Genomic DNA, 14,127 nt, shown 5'->3' on the forward strand with positions numbered 1-14,127 from the left:
TGACCATGCGGAACCGCGCGGTGGTGCTGGGCGGCGGGATGGCCGGCCTGGTGGCCGCCAAGGTGCTGTCGGAGCAATTCGAGCAAGTCCTGCTGGTGGACCGTGACCAGCTGGCCGGGGTGGACGAGCCGCGCCGGGGCGTTCCGCAGGGGGCGCACGCGCACGGCCTGCTGGCCAAGGGCCAGGAGGTGCTGGAGGGCATGTTCCCCGGCCTGACCGGGGAGCTGGCCGACGCCGGTATCCCCATGGGGGACATGGGCGTCAACCTGCGCTGGTATTTCAACGGCCGCAGGCTCCAGCCGTACGAGACCGGGCTGAAGGTGATCTCGGCCACCCGGCCGGAGCTGGAGAGCGCGGTGCGGGACCGGGTGCGGGCGCTGCCCAATGTCACGTTCCTGGAGAACCGCGCGATCCTCGCGCTCACCGTCACGGCGGACCGGAGCCGCGTCACCGGGGTGACGATCGAGGGCGAGGAGATCTCCGCCGACCTGGTGGTGGACGCGACCGGGCGCGGTTCGCGCACCCCCGCCTGGCTGGCCGAGCTGGGCTACCCGCGCCCCGAGGAGGACCGCGTCAAGATCGGCCTGTCGTACACCACCTGCCACTTCCGGCTGCGCGAGAACGTGCTCGGCGAGGACATGGCGATCCTGTGCGTGGCCACCCCGGAGAACCCGCGCGGCGCGTTCTTCTCCCGCCTGAACGACCGCTACCTGCTCTCGCTCACCGGCATGCTGGGCGACCAGGCCCCGACCGACCAGGAAGGCCACCTGGCCTTCGTCAAGTCGCTGGTCGTGCCGGACATCTACGACGCCGTGCACGACGCGACGCTGCTGGACGAGCGGGTGGCGTTCCGCTACCCGGCCAGCGTGTGGAAGCACTACGAGCGGCTGGCCCGCTTCCCGCAGGGGCTGCTGGTGGTGGGCGACGGCGTGTGCAGCTTCAACCCGGTGTACGGCCAGGGCATGACGGTCGCCGCGCTGGAGGGCCTCACCCTGCGCGAGCACCTGAAGGGCGGCGGCCTGCCGGACGCCAAGGCGTTCTTCACCGACGTGGCCAAGGTCATCGAGGCGCCCTGGGGCGTCTCGGTCGGCGGCGACCTCAGCTACCCGGGCGTGGAGGGCGAGCGGAACGAGCAGGTGCGGATGGCCAACGAGTACATGGACCGGCTGCGCGCGGCGGCCGAGCACGACGGGACCATCACGGCCGCGTTCCTGCGGGTGGCCGGGCTCATCGATCCGGTGGAGACCCTGATGAGCCCGGAAATGGCGGAGCGCGTCGCCCGCGCCGCCGAGACTCAGAACGCGTAGTCCGGTGGTCGTCAAGAAGGCGTTGCGGAGGTCCCTCGCCCAGGTCCGGCATGTCACGCCGGTTCCGCCAGGGGCGGCGAGGGGGCTGGTGGCGGACGTGTACGCCCAGGTGGAACGCGATTTCGGGATGCTGGCCCCGCCGGTCGCGCTGCATTCGGCCGCGCCGGAGGTGATGGCCGGGGTCTGGATGCTGCTGCGCGAGTCCCTGCTCGCCCAGGGGCTCGTGTCGCGCGCGGCCAAGGAGCTGGTGGCCACCGAGGTCTCTCGCGCCAACGCCTGCCCCTACTGCGTGGACGTGCACGGCGCGACCCTGCGCGGCCTGGGCGGGCCCGCTCCGGCCATGCCGGAGCCGGGCCCCGAGGTCATCGGGACGCGGCTGACGTTCCATTACCTCAATCGCATGGTCAACGTGTTCCTCGGCGAATCCCCGCTCCCGCCCGCCGTGCCCGGGGCCGTGCGCGGCGGCGCGCTGCGCGTCCTCGGCTCGATGATGGGTTCGTCGGCGCGCCGGTCGCGGCCGCCGGGCGACTCGCTCGGGCTGCTGCCGGACGCGCCGCTGCCAGCCGATCTGCACTGGGCGGAGGGGAACCCGTACGTGGCGGGCGCGGTCGCCCGGGCGACCGCGGCCGTCTCCCAGGCCGGGGAGCGCTCGGTGCCCGAGCCGGTCCGGGAGCTCGTCACCGCCGAGGTGGCGAAATGGGACGGGACCCCGCCGGGTCCGAGCCGCGCGTGGTGCGAGGACGCGGTGGCCGCGCTCGCCCCCGCGCACCGGCCCACCGGCCGCCTGGCGCTGCTCACCGCGATGGCCTCCTACCAGGCCGGGACAGCGGTGGGCGACGTCCAGGCGGACGACCGCGGGCTCCTCGAAATCACCGCCTGGGCGAGCATGGTGGCGGCCCGCGCTCGCTCGGGCGGTTCCTAGGCGGTCTTGAGCGGCCTGGCGGTTCGTGGGCGGTTTGCAGGCGGCGGCTTTGGAGGGATATGAACCCCTGGCGCGCTCTCGCGGTGTTGTGCGTGACCAATTTCCTGATCCTTGTCGACACCACGATCGTGAACACGGCCGCCCCCTCGATCATGACCTCGCTCGGCGCGGGCGTCGGGCAGATCGTCTGGATCCTCAACGGCTACCTGCTCGCCTTCGCCTCCCTCCTGATCGTCTTCGGCCGGGTCGGCGACCTGCTCGGCCCGCGCAACGTGTTCGCGGCGGGCCTGGCCGTCTTCACCGGCGCGTCCCTGCTGTGCGCGCTGTCGGCCGGCCCGGGCCTGCTCATCGCGGCCAGGGTCGTGCAGGGCGTCGGCGCGGCGGCGCTCGTCCCGCAGGCCCTCGCGCTCATCTCGGCGATCTTCCCGGCCGACCGGCGCGGCCTCGCCCTCGGCATCTTCACCGCCGTGGCCGGGGTCGCCTCGGTCGGCGGCCCGACCTTCGGCGGCCTGCTCGTCACCCGGTACGGCTGGCAGTCGGTCTTCCTCATCAACCTGCCGGTCGGCCTCGCCGCGCTGCCCCTGGCCCTGCGCCTCATCCCCGACCTGCGCCCGCCGCGCCCGCAGCGCGTCACCGCGGTGCCCGGCCTGTTCCGCCACCGCGACTTCACCCTGGCCGTCGCGATCACCGCGATCACGTCCTTCTCCCTGTACGGCCTGCTCCTGGTCTACGTCATCGACACCCAGACCGTCCTGGGCATGACCCCGCTGATGTCCGGCGTGACCGCCCTCCCCATGACACTCGCGCTGACCGCCCTGGCGCCCCTGTCGGGCAAGCTGGCCGACCGCGTCGGCGGGCGCATCCCCTTGGCGGCCGGGCTCACCCTCTACGCGCTCGGCGTCCTCGCCCTGGCCGTGCAGAGCACGTACCCGATCCCGCTCGCCGTCATCGGCACAGGTATGGGCCTGGCCTTCGCGCCCGCCACCATCGAAGGGCTGCGCGCGATCCCGCCGCACCTGGCCGGGGTGGCCTCGGGCACGCTGAACACCGCCCGCCAGCTCGGCGGCGCGCTGGGAGCCTTCACGATCGGCGCGCTGGACGCCGCCAAACCCGCGCTCGGCCTGGTCGCCGCCCTGATCGGCGCCGGCGTGGTGCTGGCCCTGTTCATGTCTGCGCGCGAGGCCGCACCACCGCCCGGGCCGCGTACGCCGCGTACGCCAGCAGCCCCGCCCCCAACAGGAGCAGCAGCCCCGTGAACACCCACTCGTTCGACCCGCCGGGCCCGTAGACCCAGTACGTCCTGCCGATGTCCACCGCCCGGGTGGTCTGCCCGGCGAGCATGGTCCCCCGGTCGCTGCCGTACAGGGAGACGCGGTCGCGGACCGCCCCGGACGGGGCGGAGAACGCGCCCGTCCACGTGCAGCTCTCGTGCCCGGGATGCTGCACGCAGACCAGCTCGGTGGCGGTGAAGACGCCGGAGACCCCGTCGGCCCGCGCGGCGCGAACCGCGGGGCCGATGCCGGGGACCGTGAACCAGAGCAGGACGAACCCGGCGAGCGCCGTCACCACCGAGGAGAACGGCAGACCCCGCCGGCCGCTCATCCGGGGACGGGAACGGCGCAGGTGCAGTTCATCTGAGCCCGCTCGACCCGGTTCGGGCGGCGGTGCAGGATCATCGCCACCACCATCGGGGCGAAGACCACCGCGTTGTAGAACAGGTGCAGCTCCACCCGGGGCACGATCAGCTGCAGGATGCTGGTCGGGGCCGCGCGGCCGAACAGGTTGGCGGCGAACAGCGCCTGCAGCAGCAGGATCAGGTGCTCCAGGTGGTGCCAGACCTGGATGCCGAGCGAGATGTTCCACCAGGTCCTGGCCCGGCCGGTGAAGCCCTTGCGCAGGATGATCAGGCCGACCAGCATGAACAGCGCGTACCCGTAGTGCATCCACTCGGACTTGACCAGCCACGGGAAGGGCACGCCCAGGACGCCGCGCGCCTCCGGCAGCGGCCAGCCGAGCGCGTAGACCTGGATCGCCTGGGCGACGTGCTCGGCCCAGTGGGCGATGACGATGAACAGGAAGATGTTGAGACCGAGCTTGTGGTAGCGCGTGTTGAGCGCGCCGTTCTGCACCGGGAACGAGCCCGCCGCGGCATGGGTTGCCATCGATGCCCTCCGACTCTCTGGAGTGTGCCCTCATCGTTTCGCGCAGGCGAGCGCGTTTCTTCTTCCAAAATGCTGCGTTAGCGCACGTTGAGAGAAGACACCCGGATCAGCCCCGGGGGACGCTGGTGGCCGACGAGGGGGGTTACAGATGCTGGTGTGCGTGACCGGCGGCACGGGATTCGTCGGCTCCCATTCGGTCGCGGCCCTCATCCGGGCGGGTCACCAGGTCCGGCTGCTCGCCCGGGATCCGTCCGGAGTCGAGCACGAGGCCGTGGCCGGGGACATCACCGATGAGGCCGCCGTGAGCCGGGCGGTGCGTGGCGTGGACGCGGTGCTGCACGCGGCCGCCGTCTATTCCTTCGACAGCAGGCGGCACGCGGAGATGCGGCGGGTGAACACGCGCGGCGCCGAGGTGGTGCTGGGCGCGGCCCGGCGGGCGGGCGTCGCCAGGATCGTGCACGTGTCCACCGTGGGGGCGCTGTTCCCCGCGCCGCTGGGCGTGATCGGCCCGGCCACGCCGGTCGGGCGGCCACGGGAGACCTACCTGGCCAGCAAGGCGGGCGCCGAGGAGGTCGCGCGCGGCCACCAGCTGGACGGCGTGCCCGTGGTGATCACCTACCCGCCCGCGCTGGCCGGACCCGGCGATCCCCGGCTCGGCGACCAGAACGCCCGGATCCGGGATGTGCTGCGGGGCCTGATGCCGATGTGGCCGACCGGCGGATTCCCCCTAGGAGACGTCCGCGACACCGCCGAACTGCACGTGCGCGCCCTCACAGAACCCGACCTCAGCGGGCGACATTTCGGACCCGGGCGGTATGTGGCGACGCGGGAGTTCCTCGGCGCGCTCCGCCAGGTCACCGGCCGCCCGCTGCGCACCGCCTTCCTGCCCGCCCGGGCGATGCTCCCGGCCGCCCGCTGCGCCGACCTGGCCCAGCGCTGGTGGCCCTGGCACATCCCCGCCCAGTACGGCGCCGTCTACACCTGCGCGGTCGCCGCCCCCGTCGAGGAGCAGGCCTCCACGCTCGGCGTCCAGGCCAGACCGCTGGCCGAGACCATGCGCGACACCGTGCGCTGGCTGCGCGACACCGGGCGGATCACCGCCCGCCAGGCGGGGACCGACCTGGTGGCGGTCCGATGACGGTCTCGCGGGAGGACCTCAGACCGCTCCCGGAACCCCCAGGAAGGGGCGTGCGTGCCGTGGGCAGTTCGGTGCGGAGGGTCAACGGCCGGTCCGTGGTCGACGTGCCCGTCCCGGACGTCTTCGCCGACCCGCCACCGCCGGACCCGCGCACCATGGACGGCCTGCGGCGCGAGCACGGCAGCCTGCGGGACCGGATCACGGCGGGCGACGCCGCGGCGGCGGCGCGGCAGCGCGCCCTCGGCAAGCGCACCGCCCGCGAGCGCCTCGCCGCGCTGCTGGACGAGGGCTCCTTCGACGAGATCGACCGCTACCGCCGCACCCAGGCGCACGGCCTGAAGATCGGCGAGAACCGGCCGCACACCGACGGCGTGATCGCCGGATCCGGCACCATCGCCGGCCGCCGGGTCTTCGTCTACGCCCAGGACTTCACCGTCTTCGGCGGCTCGCTGGGCGAGGCGCACGCCGCCAAGATCCACAAGGTGATGGACCTGGCCATCGCCACCGGCGCGCCGCTGATCGCGCTCAACGACAGCGGCGGCGCGCGGATCCAGGAGGGCGTGCCGGCCCTGCACGGCTACGGCGGCATCTTCCACCGCAACGTGCGGGCGTCCGGGGTGATCCCGCAGATCAGCGTCATCCTCGGGCCGTGCGCCGGGGGCGCGGCCTACTCGCCCGCGCTGTCGGACTTCACGTTCATGGTCCGCGACATCGCCAAGATGTACCTGACCGGGCCCGACGTGGTCGCGGCGGTGAGCGGCCAGCGGGTCACGCACGAGCAGCTCGGCGGCGCGGACGTGCACGCCGGGACCGGCGTGGCCACCTTCGTCCACGACGACGAGGACAGCTGCTTCGCCGACGTCCGCTACCTGGTCTCGCTGCTGCCCGGCAACAACCTGGAGCCGCCCCCTGGCGGCCCGGCGCGCGGCGCGACCACCGAGCTGCGCCCGGCCCTGGCCGGGATCGTCCCGGTCGAGCCGAACAAGCCCTACGACATGCGCGCCGTCGTCGCCGAACTGGTCGACGACGGCGAATTCATCGAGCTGCACGAGGACTGGGCGCCCAACGTGGTCTGCCTGCTGGCCCGGATCGACGGCTGCACCGTCGGCGTGGTCGGCAACCAGCCGATGTCCCTGGCCGGCGTGCTGGACGTGCAGGCCGCGCAGAAGGCGGCCCGGTTCGTACGGTTCTGCGATGCCTTCGGCATCCCGCTGGTGACCCTGGTGGACGTGCCGGGATTCCTGCCCGGCACCGACCAGGAGCAGGCGGGCGTGATCCGCCACGGCGCCAAGCTGCTGTACGCCTACTGCGAGGCCACCGTTCCCCGGATCTCCGTGATCATCCGCAAAGCCTACGGCGGGGCGTACATCGTGATGGACTCGCGCTCCATCGGCTGCGATCTCGCGCTGGCCTGGCCCACCAACGAGATCGCGGTCATGGGCGCGGAGGGCGCGGTGAACGTGCTGTTCCGCAAGGAACTGGCCACCGCCGCCGACCCGGAGGGCCTGCGCGCCGAACTGGTCCACGAATACACCGGGCAGCTCATGCATCCCTACTACGCGGCCGAGCGCGGCCTCATCGACGACGTCATCGACCCGGAGCAGACCCGCGCGGCCATCGCCCGCGGCCTGGAGATGCTGCGCGGCAAACGCGCGGACCCCGTCCAACGCAAGCACGGCAACGTGCCGCTGTAGCTATTAACCAGAAACCCGTCCCATAGACAGCCGCATAGTCGCCGACCAGGCGATTCACCGCTGCGGCTGTCCAGATCACGACTTTCTAGTTAACACATCTAGATCTCGTCGATCCGCTCCCGCGACCGCGCCACCGACTCGGTGGCCGCCTCCCAGGCGTCCCCCGCGCTCACCATCAGCCCGACCAGCTGCTCCTCCACGCAGGCGTCCGCGTCGTACGGCGGGATGAGGTAGCCGCCGAGTTCCAGCGTGACCAGGCCGTGGACGGCCATCCACATCTGGTGCGCCACCAGGATCGCGTCGCCCGGCCGGAACCGGCCGCTCGCCAGGCAGCGCTCCGCGCACTCGGCCACGTTGCCCAGGGTGTAGCGGCCGTGCTGGCGATCCTCCTCCGACAGTGAGAACCCGGCCAGCGAGGAGCCGCCGAACATCACCGCGTAGAGGTGCGGGTTGGCCAGGGCGTTGAAGCGGTAGGCGCGGCCGAGCAATGCCATGTCGGCCACCGGATCCGAAGTCGCCCGCACGCTGGTGAGGCGTTCCTGCAGCCGGGCGAAGCCCTCCCTGACCATCTCGCGGACGAGCCCGCTCATGCCGCCGAAGTGGGTGTAGACGGTCATCGTGGAGCTGTCGGCCTCGGCGGCGATACGGCGGGTGGAGAGCGCCTGCGGGCCGTTCTCGGCGAGCAGCCGGGCCGCGATGTCCACGAGGGCGGGCTTAGTGGCGGGGTCCGATCGTCGAGGGCTCACCTTGACATTATTGCATAACAGCGATATGTATTAACCACAACACTGTTATGTTTTCGGGAGGCGTCGGTCATGACCGCACACGACGTCGCACTACTGGTCGAGGATCAGCTGGTGGTGGAGGGCTGCCTACCGGCCGAGCTGACCGGCTCGCTGGTCCAGGCGCTGCCCAACCCGCGCGCCGCCCACCCGCTCGCGGGGCCGCTCGTGCACTCGGGCGTACGGCTCCGCGACGGCGTCGCACGCTGGTATCGCGCGCCGGCGCCCTTGTGCGGGAGGCCGCCGTTCGGGCCGATTCCGGCTCTCGCTCCCGCGCTCTGGATGTGCCCGTCCGGCGGGCCGGACATCACGGTGGCCCGTCCGGCACGGGACGCGCGGACGGGATGCTGGCACACCGTCGTCACGTACCCGGATCTGGGCTGCGCCGAGCATCTCACGGCCGAGCCCGACGGCACGGTGGTGCGCACGGTGCCGTTCGCGCTCGCGGACCCGGCGCCTTTCATCAGCGCGGTGGAACTCACGGAACGGTATCTGGTGATGATTCATCCGCCGGTGGCCTATCACCGGGCGGCGGCCCTGCTGAAGACCCGGCTGCCGTATGTGGCGCAGCCCGGGCGGGGGACCCGGGTGGGGCTGCTCCCGCGCTGCGGAACCAGGGAACCGTTCTGGCTGCCCGCCGGCCTGCCGATCCTCGCGCTCGGGCAGCGCCGGGTAGACCTGGGCGCGGGCTGGCAGGCCGGGCGGCCGGTGCCGGTGGGGGAGTGGCTGCTGGTCCTCGGGCACGACCCGGTCGCCCGGCGGGGGGCGCTGTTCGTCTTCCAGATTGCTGACCTGGCCCACCCGCGCGCGGTGGTCCAGCTGCCGGTCAGCGTGGGTGTGAGCGACCGCGCGGCCTGGCTGCCCGAGTAGGTGCGCACGGCAAAAGGTGCGGCGGCAGACGCCTCTCGTGACGATGAAACGGACGGGTCTTGCGACATCCGGGCGAGAGGGCACCGACATGACCGACCTGAACCTAGTGATCGCCGCGCTCACCGCGGACGGCGACGACGTGGACCGCATGGTGGCCGACCTGCCCGCGGCGAAGTGGGCGCTGGAGACGCCCTCGCCGGGCTGGACGATCGCGCACCAGATCGCGCACCTGTCGGCGACGTTCCGGATGGCGGGCCTGGCCGCCTCCAACGCGGAGGCGTTCGCCGCGCTGGCGTCGAAGCTCTCGCCGGACTTCGACGCCAATGTCCGGCATGCGATGGCGGGCTTCCTGGCCGAGCCGCCGGACGTGCTGCTGACCCAGTGGCGGGCCGAGCGGGACGGCGCGATCAAGGCGCTGGCCGCCGCGCCGCCGGACCAGATGGTGCCGTGGCTGGTCAATCCGCTGCCCCCGGCCGTGCTCGGCATGGCGGGCATGATGGAGCTGTTCGGCCACGGCCAGGACATCGCCGACGCACTGGGCATCAAGCCGGAGCGAACAGACAGGATCCAGCTCATCGTGGCCTTCGCCATCCGGACCTGGACGTTCGGGTATCTGGCGCGGGGGCTGACCCCGCCGGAGGGGGAGTTCCGGTTCGAGCTCAGCGGGCCGTCCGGGGCGTTGTGGACGTTCGGGCCCGAGGATTCGCCGAACAGGATCACGGGATCGGCGGCGGACTTCTGCCTGCTGGTGACGCGGCGGCGGCATCGGGACGATCTCGACCTGGCGGCGGCGGGCGCGGAGGCCGATCGCTGGATGGACATCGCGCAGGCGTATCGGGGCCCAGCAGGGGACGGCCGTACTCCGGGGCAGTTCAGGTCAACGACCTGATCGATGTTCGCGAGAAGCGACCGCACTCTGGCGGCTGCGGGTCTGCGGGCGGAGGTTGTTTCGGCGCCACCGCGGACGCCGCTCTCCGCCTGGTCGTCGCCCCCGCCATGCGGCTCACGTATGGTGACGAGTCGCTCATCCTGGATCGCGCGGCTCGCGGCGAATCCGGATACTGCTCAAGGGCCGGACTGTGGGCCCGACGCGTCCGCGCGGCGGCAGATGTGTGGTAAGCGGTTGTATGGTCGACGCCTTGATCTGCAGGAGGGCGGCGGCAGAGCATGCGGGTGGCGATGACGAGCGTGGCCGCGGGACGGGCCGGCCGCGTTAACGAGGACTTCACCGGCGCCGTGCCGACGGCGGCTGTGCTGATCGACGGCGCCGGCGTCCCCGGCAGTGAATCGATCTGCCGGCATGGGGTGGCCTGGCACGCCAGCCACCTGGGAGGCAGCCTCCTGAGCCTCTTGTCACTCGTGCGGGACCGCAGTCTTTCGGCGCTGCTCGCCGAGGCCATCGAGCGGGTGACGGACGATCATCGGGACACCTGCGACGTCGCCAACCCCATCAGTCCGTCGGCGACCGTCGCCATCCTGCGCCTGTCCGGCGGCCTCATCGAGTACCTGGTGCTCGGTGACTCGGTTCTCGTCCTGGACAGAGCAGAGGATGCGCCGCTCGTCGTCTCCGATCCGCGGGAGGTGATCATCAGCCGGTCGTACCAGCCCGCGCTCGAGGCCGCCGCCGCGGGAAGCGAGGAATACCAGCGGCTCCTGCGAGACTTGCGCGCCAACCGGAACCGGCCGGACGGCTTCTGGGTGGCCAAGGACGACCCGCGGGCGGCAGACGAGGCGATCACCGGAAGCTGCCCGATCTCCGAACTGGCCGGCGCCGCCCTGCTCAGCAATGGAGCCAGCCGCATCGTGGACCGGTTCCAGCTCGCCGGCTGGCCAGAGGTCATGACCGTCCTGGCGACGAGCGGACCCGCCGAAATCATCCATCGTGTCCGTCAGGCGGAGGCGCGCCACGCGGTGGCGGCCGACGATGCGACGATCGCACACTGCACCGACCTCGGCGAGGCCTGACCGTCGCCTTCCCGCCGGTCAGTGATGCTAAGACCCCCGGATGCCGGAGGGCCCGCACGGCGCGTGGGGCCTGGCTCGTCCTGAGGGTGCGGCTCGGTGACGTGGTGATCGGTCACGCAGCGGCGGATTGGAGGAGTTCGATCTCGATGGCCAGCACGCCGAGCGCCTCTTTTCCGGGCCGTAGATGCGGCGGATGTTGGCCAGCCGCTGCTCGCGGGGACTGTCGGGGTTGACGTAGGCGGCGCCTTCGCAGTCGAGCATCTCCTCGAATGAGGCATACCGGCTCACCCGTTTGACGCGGATGAGGGCGTCGTCGCGGCCGCAGACGAACCGGATGTGGTCGCCGGCTTTCGTTCCGATGTGGTGCTCCAAGGCGTTGGTCAGAAGGGGTGGGTTCCGGGGCGCGGGCCGTTCGGGTCTACGGCGCGCAGTACCCGGGCGCCGATCTCGCGCAGTTGTTTCGGCTGTGCCTTGGTCATCGGGTCGAAGACCAGGCGGCGAACCTCGGCGACGTGGCCGGGCGCGGTCGCGACGATCTTGTCGAAGCCGTCGTCGGTGAGGATCGCGAGCGTGTAACGGCCGTCGGTCGGGTCGGGCGTGCGGCGCACCCAGCCGCGCTTCTCCAGGCGGCCGACGGCCTGCGAGAGGCGGGGGAGCGAGCCCTCGGAGAGCAGGGCCAGGACGCTCATCCGCAGCGTGCGCTCCGGGGCCTCGGACAGGCTGGCGAGGATCAGGTACTCGAAGTGGCTGAGTCCGGCGTCGCGTTGCAGCTGCGCGTCGAGGGCGGCCGGCAGTCGGAACAGCATGGCGACCAGGGTGATCCAGGTCTGCTCCTCGGCGGAGTCCAGCCAGCGGGGTTCGTCGGTCACGTCATCGAGTATAACTTCAACGCGCAAGTGTTGATCACTTGCGCGTTGAAGTCATAACGGTCTACGTTTCACTTCACCGTTTAAGTCAATCTACGGCAGGGTGAATCATGAACGTAGTCCTCTGGGTCACTGCTGGGCTGCTCGCGGCCGCATTCCTGTTCTCCGGCGCGACGAAACTGCTGCGATCACGGGAGCAGCTGATCGCCTCCGGCTTGGGCTTGTACGAGGGCTGGCCGCCGCCCGCGATCAAGGCGCTCGGCGTCATCGAGGTGCTGGCCGCGATCGGACTGATACTCCCGGCGGTGACCGGCATCGCCCCGATCCTGGTGCCGCTCGCCGCGACCGGGCTGGTGCTCATGATGGTAGGCGCGATGGTGGTGCACGCGCGGCGCGGGGAATTCCCGTATCTGGCGCTGAACTTGGTGCTGCTGATCCTGGCCGCGGTGGTGGCCTGGGGACGGTTCGGGCCGTACGCCTTCTGACACGGACCGGGCCGCGGCGTCGGTCGCGGCCCGATCTCCCGTCCAGCGGCGGAATGGGCATGATCGCCTAGGGTCTGGTCCGCGGGACAGACCTGCGGCCAGCGTGAAGTGCCGCATAGTCGCCGGACCGGCACGGAGTACTTGTTGGTGCGGACCGTGGCCTGGGCAAACCGGTCGACACGCGAGGTGAACCAGTGCCGGTCTCGAACGGCTCCTCCGGCAGCGGCCGCTCGATCGCCAGGGACTCCCCGACGGTCCGCGCCCGGCTGCCGATCCGGCGGCCTCGTCCGCGGCGTCCCACTCGTCGATCATCGCGTTGAGAGCCTGAACTGACCGCACGTCCGGAATGGGGACAAGATGGTTGCGGCGGAACCAGCCGATCTGCCCTTCCACGGTCTATGGAGACGAGAGGATCCCGGGCACACCTCTATGGCGGGCGACTTGGGAACGGTCAGCGGGCCGAACGTCGCTAACGAGGTGGGAGGCTCCTTGATGTAGGGCTCCTCCAGGGGTTGCCCGTCCAGGATGATCCGCCCTTGATTGTCGCAGTACTCGATAGTGGCGCCTGGAACACCGATGACTCGCGAGATATAGACGCCGTCCTTGTCCCGCGACTCCGGAGCTCGGAAAAGAATGGCGTCACCGAGTTCGGGTGCGTAATCGTCCCTGGGCTTGGCGGCCATAACGTGACCGCCCGCCTTAATCGTGGGCTCCATGGCTCCGCTTGGGACGGTATAACCCCCGGCGCCCGACGACTCTATCGGCAAGGCCGCATCCCGCGACCAGGGAAAAGAAAACCACTACCGGCAAAATATATAACCCATAACGTTTCATCATGGCATTACCGAGGGTAGGCAGGACTCCAATAGCTCGCGCCCCATCACAATCTCGTCACGGGTCGCGCCCTCCCGCGTGCGACGTGACCGATCTCACGACCTGCGATCCATCCGCCGGAAACCGGTAGTCGCCGGCACGATCAGCGAATTCCACCACGTCCCTTGACCACAGCTCAGGGCGCGTAACTCAATATTCGAGCAGGACAGGACTGCGCCACCGGCTGCGGCAAGTTCTCGATCATGGCAGCTCAACTGGTATGGTAGATATCGGTTCGTTAGTCGGCGCAATGGGGAACGGGGCTCAGTGTATGGCGAGGTCGCAGTCGAGTGGCGGCGGCGCCGGTTCACGCCAGAAGCCGCAAAGCGCAGCCGCCGCGTCAGCGAACTCGTTGTCCGTCGATGGTTCGGACGGCGGGTCGATGAAGGACGCGATCGCCCGGCAGCTTCGGCAGGACATAGCCTCTGGCACGATCGCGTACGGGGAGAAGCTCTCCGAGGCGCGTCTGGCTCAGCGGTTCGGCGTGAGCCGGATGCCGGTGCGGGAGGCGTTGAAAGAGCTTGAGAGCGCCGGTTTCGTCACCATCGAGCACCGGCGCGGCACGTTCGTCAAGCGCCTTAGCCGCCACGAGATACTCGACCTGTTCGAGGTCCGCGAGGCCGTTGAAGGCATGGCGGCCAGACTGTGCGCCAACCGCGCCAACAACGAGATCGTCGCTCTGATCGACGAGGTGATGGTGGAGATGGCGGCGGCCGCGCAGGCGGGGGACACCGATGGTTACAGCGCGACGGACGAGCGTTTACACCAACTGATCGTCAAGGGGGCGAGCAATGACCGCCTGACGGATCACTACCGTCTGCTTGTCCACCAGCTTCATCGAGGGCTGCTGTCGTCGATCGTCACCCGCCGCGAAGGGCGGATGGAGAGGTCGCTGGCGGAGCACCGGGCGATAGTCCTGGCTATCCGGGCCCATGACGCCGATGCGGCGGAGCGTGCCATGAGGGCGCACGTCCAGCAGGGACGTTTCGAGCTGGCCGATGAGGTCAGCGTCAAGTTCGCCCTCTGATTTTCCGGAGGCGGCGCGGCTCGCACCTCCCGCCAG

The 14,127-nt window shown here is 70.8% G+C and carries 15 protein-coding genes; 10 read left to right on the forward strand and 5 right to left on the reverse strand.

Going from position 1 to position 14,127, the window contains the following annotated elements; translation table 11 throughout:
* The first annotated feature begins 5 nt into the window (after positions 1–5).
* From Amac_RS00815 to Amac_RS00825, 3 genes are read left to right on the forward strand one after another with little or no spacing between them, the layout of a single operon-like run.
* Positions 6–1,307, forward strand: a complete 1,302-nt coding sequence (locus tag Amac_RS00815; RefSeq protein WP_218040807.1) for an FAD-dependent oxidoreductase — start codon at positions 6–8, stop codon at positions 1,305–1,307.
* A gap of 4 nt (positions 1,308–1,311) precedes the next feature.
* The gene (locus Amac_RS00820) at positions 1,312–2,229 is read left to right on the forward strand and encodes a carboxymuconolactone decarboxylase family protein (RefSeq protein WP_155352309.1); all 918 of its coding nucleotides are present in this window, start codon (positions 1,312–1,314) and stop codon (positions 2,227–2,229) included.
* A 59-nt stretch (positions 2,230–2,288) separates the two neighbouring features.
* Positions 2,289–3,485: an MFS transporter gene (locus Amac_RS00825; protein ID WP_155352310.1), complete on the forward strand. Its 1,197-nt coding sequence runs from the start codon at positions 2,289–2,291 to the stop codon at positions 3,483–3,485.
* On the opposite strand, the gene Amac_RS00830 is transcribed toward Amac_RS00825, so the two are convergent.
* Together Amac_RS00830 and Amac_RS00835 are read right to left on the reverse strand one after the other, a co-directional pair.
* Positions 3,394–3,831 (reverse strand): hypothetical protein, encoded by a 438-nt coding sequence (locus Amac_RS00830; RefSeq protein ID WP_155352311.1) that lies wholly within the window; start codon positions 3,829–3,831, stop codon positions 3,394–3,396. The two genes, Amac_RS00825 and Amac_RS00830, sit on opposite strands and share 92 nt — an antisense overlap.
* Positions 3,828–4,391 (reverse strand): hypothetical protein, encoded by a 564-nt coding sequence (locus Amac_RS00835; RefSeq protein WP_155352312.1) that lies wholly within the window; start codon positions 4,389–4,391, stop codon positions 3,828–3,830. The genes Amac_RS00830 and Amac_RS00835 overlap by 4 nt, the downstream gene beginning before the upstream one ends.
* A 160-nt stretch (positions 4,392–4,551) precedes the next feature.
* Between Amac_RS00835 and Amac_RS00840 the strand changes: the two genes are divergently transcribed.
* Complete coding sequence (locus Amac_RS00840) at positions 4,552–5,529, forward strand: NAD-dependent epimerase/dehydratase family protein (RefSeq protein WP_246267998.1); 978 nt, start codon at positions 4,552–4,554, stop codon at positions 5,527–5,529.
* Positions 5,530–5,684: 155 nt separating this feature from the next.
* A complete protein-coding gene (locus tag Amac_RS00845; protein ID WP_246268002.1) occupies positions 5,685–7,223 on the forward strand; it encodes an acyl-CoA carboxylase subunit beta in 1,539 nt (512 codons plus the stop codon).
* 98 nt (positions 7,224–7,321) lie between these two features.
* Here Amac_RS00845 and Amac_RS00850 read toward each other — a convergent pair whose 3' ends face one another.
* Positions 7,322–7,969 (reverse strand): TetR/AcrR family transcriptional regulator, encoded by a 648-nt coding sequence (locus Amac_RS00850; protein WP_155352315.1) that lies wholly within the window; start codon positions 7,967–7,969, stop codon positions 7,322–7,324.
* A 69-nt stretch (positions 7,970–8,038) separates the two neighbouring features.
* On the opposite strand from Amac_RS00850, the gene Amac_RS00855 reads away from it, so the two are divergent.
* From Amac_RS00855 to Amac_RS00865, 3 genes are all read left to right on the forward strand, one after another.
* Entirely contained in the window at positions 8,039–8,875 is an 837-nt protein-coding gene (locus tag Amac_RS00855) for a carotenoid oxygenase family protein (RefSeq protein WP_155352316.1), read from the forward strand.
* An 88-nt stretch (positions 8,876–8,963) separates the two neighbouring features.
* Positions 8,964–9,764 carry a TIGR03084 family metal-binding protein gene (locus Amac_RS00860; protein WP_155352317.1) on the forward strand — a complete coding sequence of 267 codons (801 nt, stop codon included), beginning with the start codon at positions 8,964–8,966 and terminating at the stop codon, positions 9,762–9,764.
* Positions 9,765–10,042: 278 nt separating this feature from the next.
* A complete protein-coding gene (locus tag Amac_RS00865) occupies positions 10,043–10,840 on the forward strand; it encodes a protein phosphatase 2C domain-containing protein (protein ID WP_155352318.1) in 798 nt (265 codons plus the stop codon).
* 380 nt (positions 10,841–11,220) lie between these two features.
* On the opposite strand, the gene Amac_RS00875 is transcribed toward Amac_RS00865, so the two are convergent.
* Positions 11,221–11,709 (reverse strand): MarR family winged helix-turn-helix transcriptional regulator, encoded by a 489-nt coding sequence (locus tag Amac_RS00875; RefSeq protein WP_246264945.1) that lies wholly within the window; start codon positions 11,707–11,709, stop codon positions 11,221–11,223.
* Positions 11,710–11,816: 107 nt separating this feature from the next.
* Between Amac_RS00875 and Amac_RS00880 the strand changes: the two genes are divergently transcribed.
* Positions 11,817–12,191 carry a DoxX family protein gene (locus Amac_RS00880; protein WP_155352319.1) on the forward strand — a complete coding sequence of 125 codons (375 nt, stop codon included), beginning with the start codon at positions 11,817–11,819 and terminating at the stop codon, positions 12,189–12,191.
* Between the two features lie 308 nt (positions 12,192–12,499).
* Here the strand turns inward: Amac_RS00880 and lepB are convergent, their stop codons facing one another.
* Entirely contained in the window at positions 12,500–12,958 is a 459-nt protein-coding gene (gene lepB / locus Amac_RS00885) for a signal peptidase I (RefSeq protein ID WP_281356237.1), read from the reverse strand.
* Positions 12,959–13,446: 488 nt separating this feature from the next.
* Here lepB and Amac_RS00890 point away from each other — a divergent pair, with 488 nt between their 5' ends.
* A complete protein-coding gene (locus Amac_RS00890) occupies positions 13,447–14,091 on the forward strand; it encodes a GntR family transcriptional regulator (RefSeq protein WP_170322244.1) in 645 nt (214 codons plus the stop codon).
* Positions 14,092–14,127 lie beyond the last annotated feature (36 nt).

The organism is Acrocarpospora macrocephala (assembly GCF_009687865.1).
Classification (GTDB): domain Bacteria; phylum Actinomycetota; class Actinomycetes; order Streptosporangiales; family Streptosporangiaceae; genus Acrocarpospora; species Acrocarpospora macrocephala.

Coding starts and splice junctions, on each gene's coding strand:
- Amac_RS00815 (WP_218040807.1), top strand. CDS start 6: ATGCGGAACCGCGCGGTGGTGCTGGGCGGCGGGATGGCCGGCCTGGTG.
- Amac_RS00825 (WP_155352310.1), top strand. CDS start 2,289: ATGAACCCCTGGCGCGCTCTCGCGGTGTTGTGCGTGACCAATTTCCTG.
- Amac_RS00830 (WP_155352311.1), bottom strand. CDS start 3,831: ATGAGCGGCCGGCGGGGTCTGCCGTTCTCCTCGGTGGTGACGGCGCTC.
- Amac_RS00835 (WP_155352312.1), bottom strand. CDS start 4,391: ATGGCAACCCATGCCGCGGCGGGCTCGTTCCCGGTGCAGAACGGCGCG.
- Amac_RS00845 (WP_246268002.1), top strand. CDS start 5,685: ATGGACGGCCTGCGGCGCGAGCACGGCAGCCTGCGGGACCGGATCACG.
- Amac_RS00855 (WP_155352316.1), top strand. CDS start 8,039: ATGACCGCACACGACGTCGCACTACTGGTCGAGGATCAGCTGGTGGTG.
- Amac_RS00860 (WP_155352317.1), top strand. CDS start 8,964: ATGACCGACCTGAACCTAGTGATCGCCGCGCTCACCGCGGACGGCGAC.
- Amac_RS00865 (WP_155352318.1), top strand. CDS start 10,043: ATGCGGGTGGCGATGACGAGCGTGGCCGCGGGACGGGCCGGCCGCGTT.
- Amac_RS00880 (WP_155352319.1), top strand. CDS start 11,817: ATGAACGTAGTCCTCTGGGTCACTGCTGGGCTGCTCGCGGCCGCATTC.
- Amac_RS00890 (WP_170322244.1), top strand. CDS start 13,447: ATGAAGGACGCGATCGCCCGGCAGCTTCGGCAGGACATAGCCTCTGGC.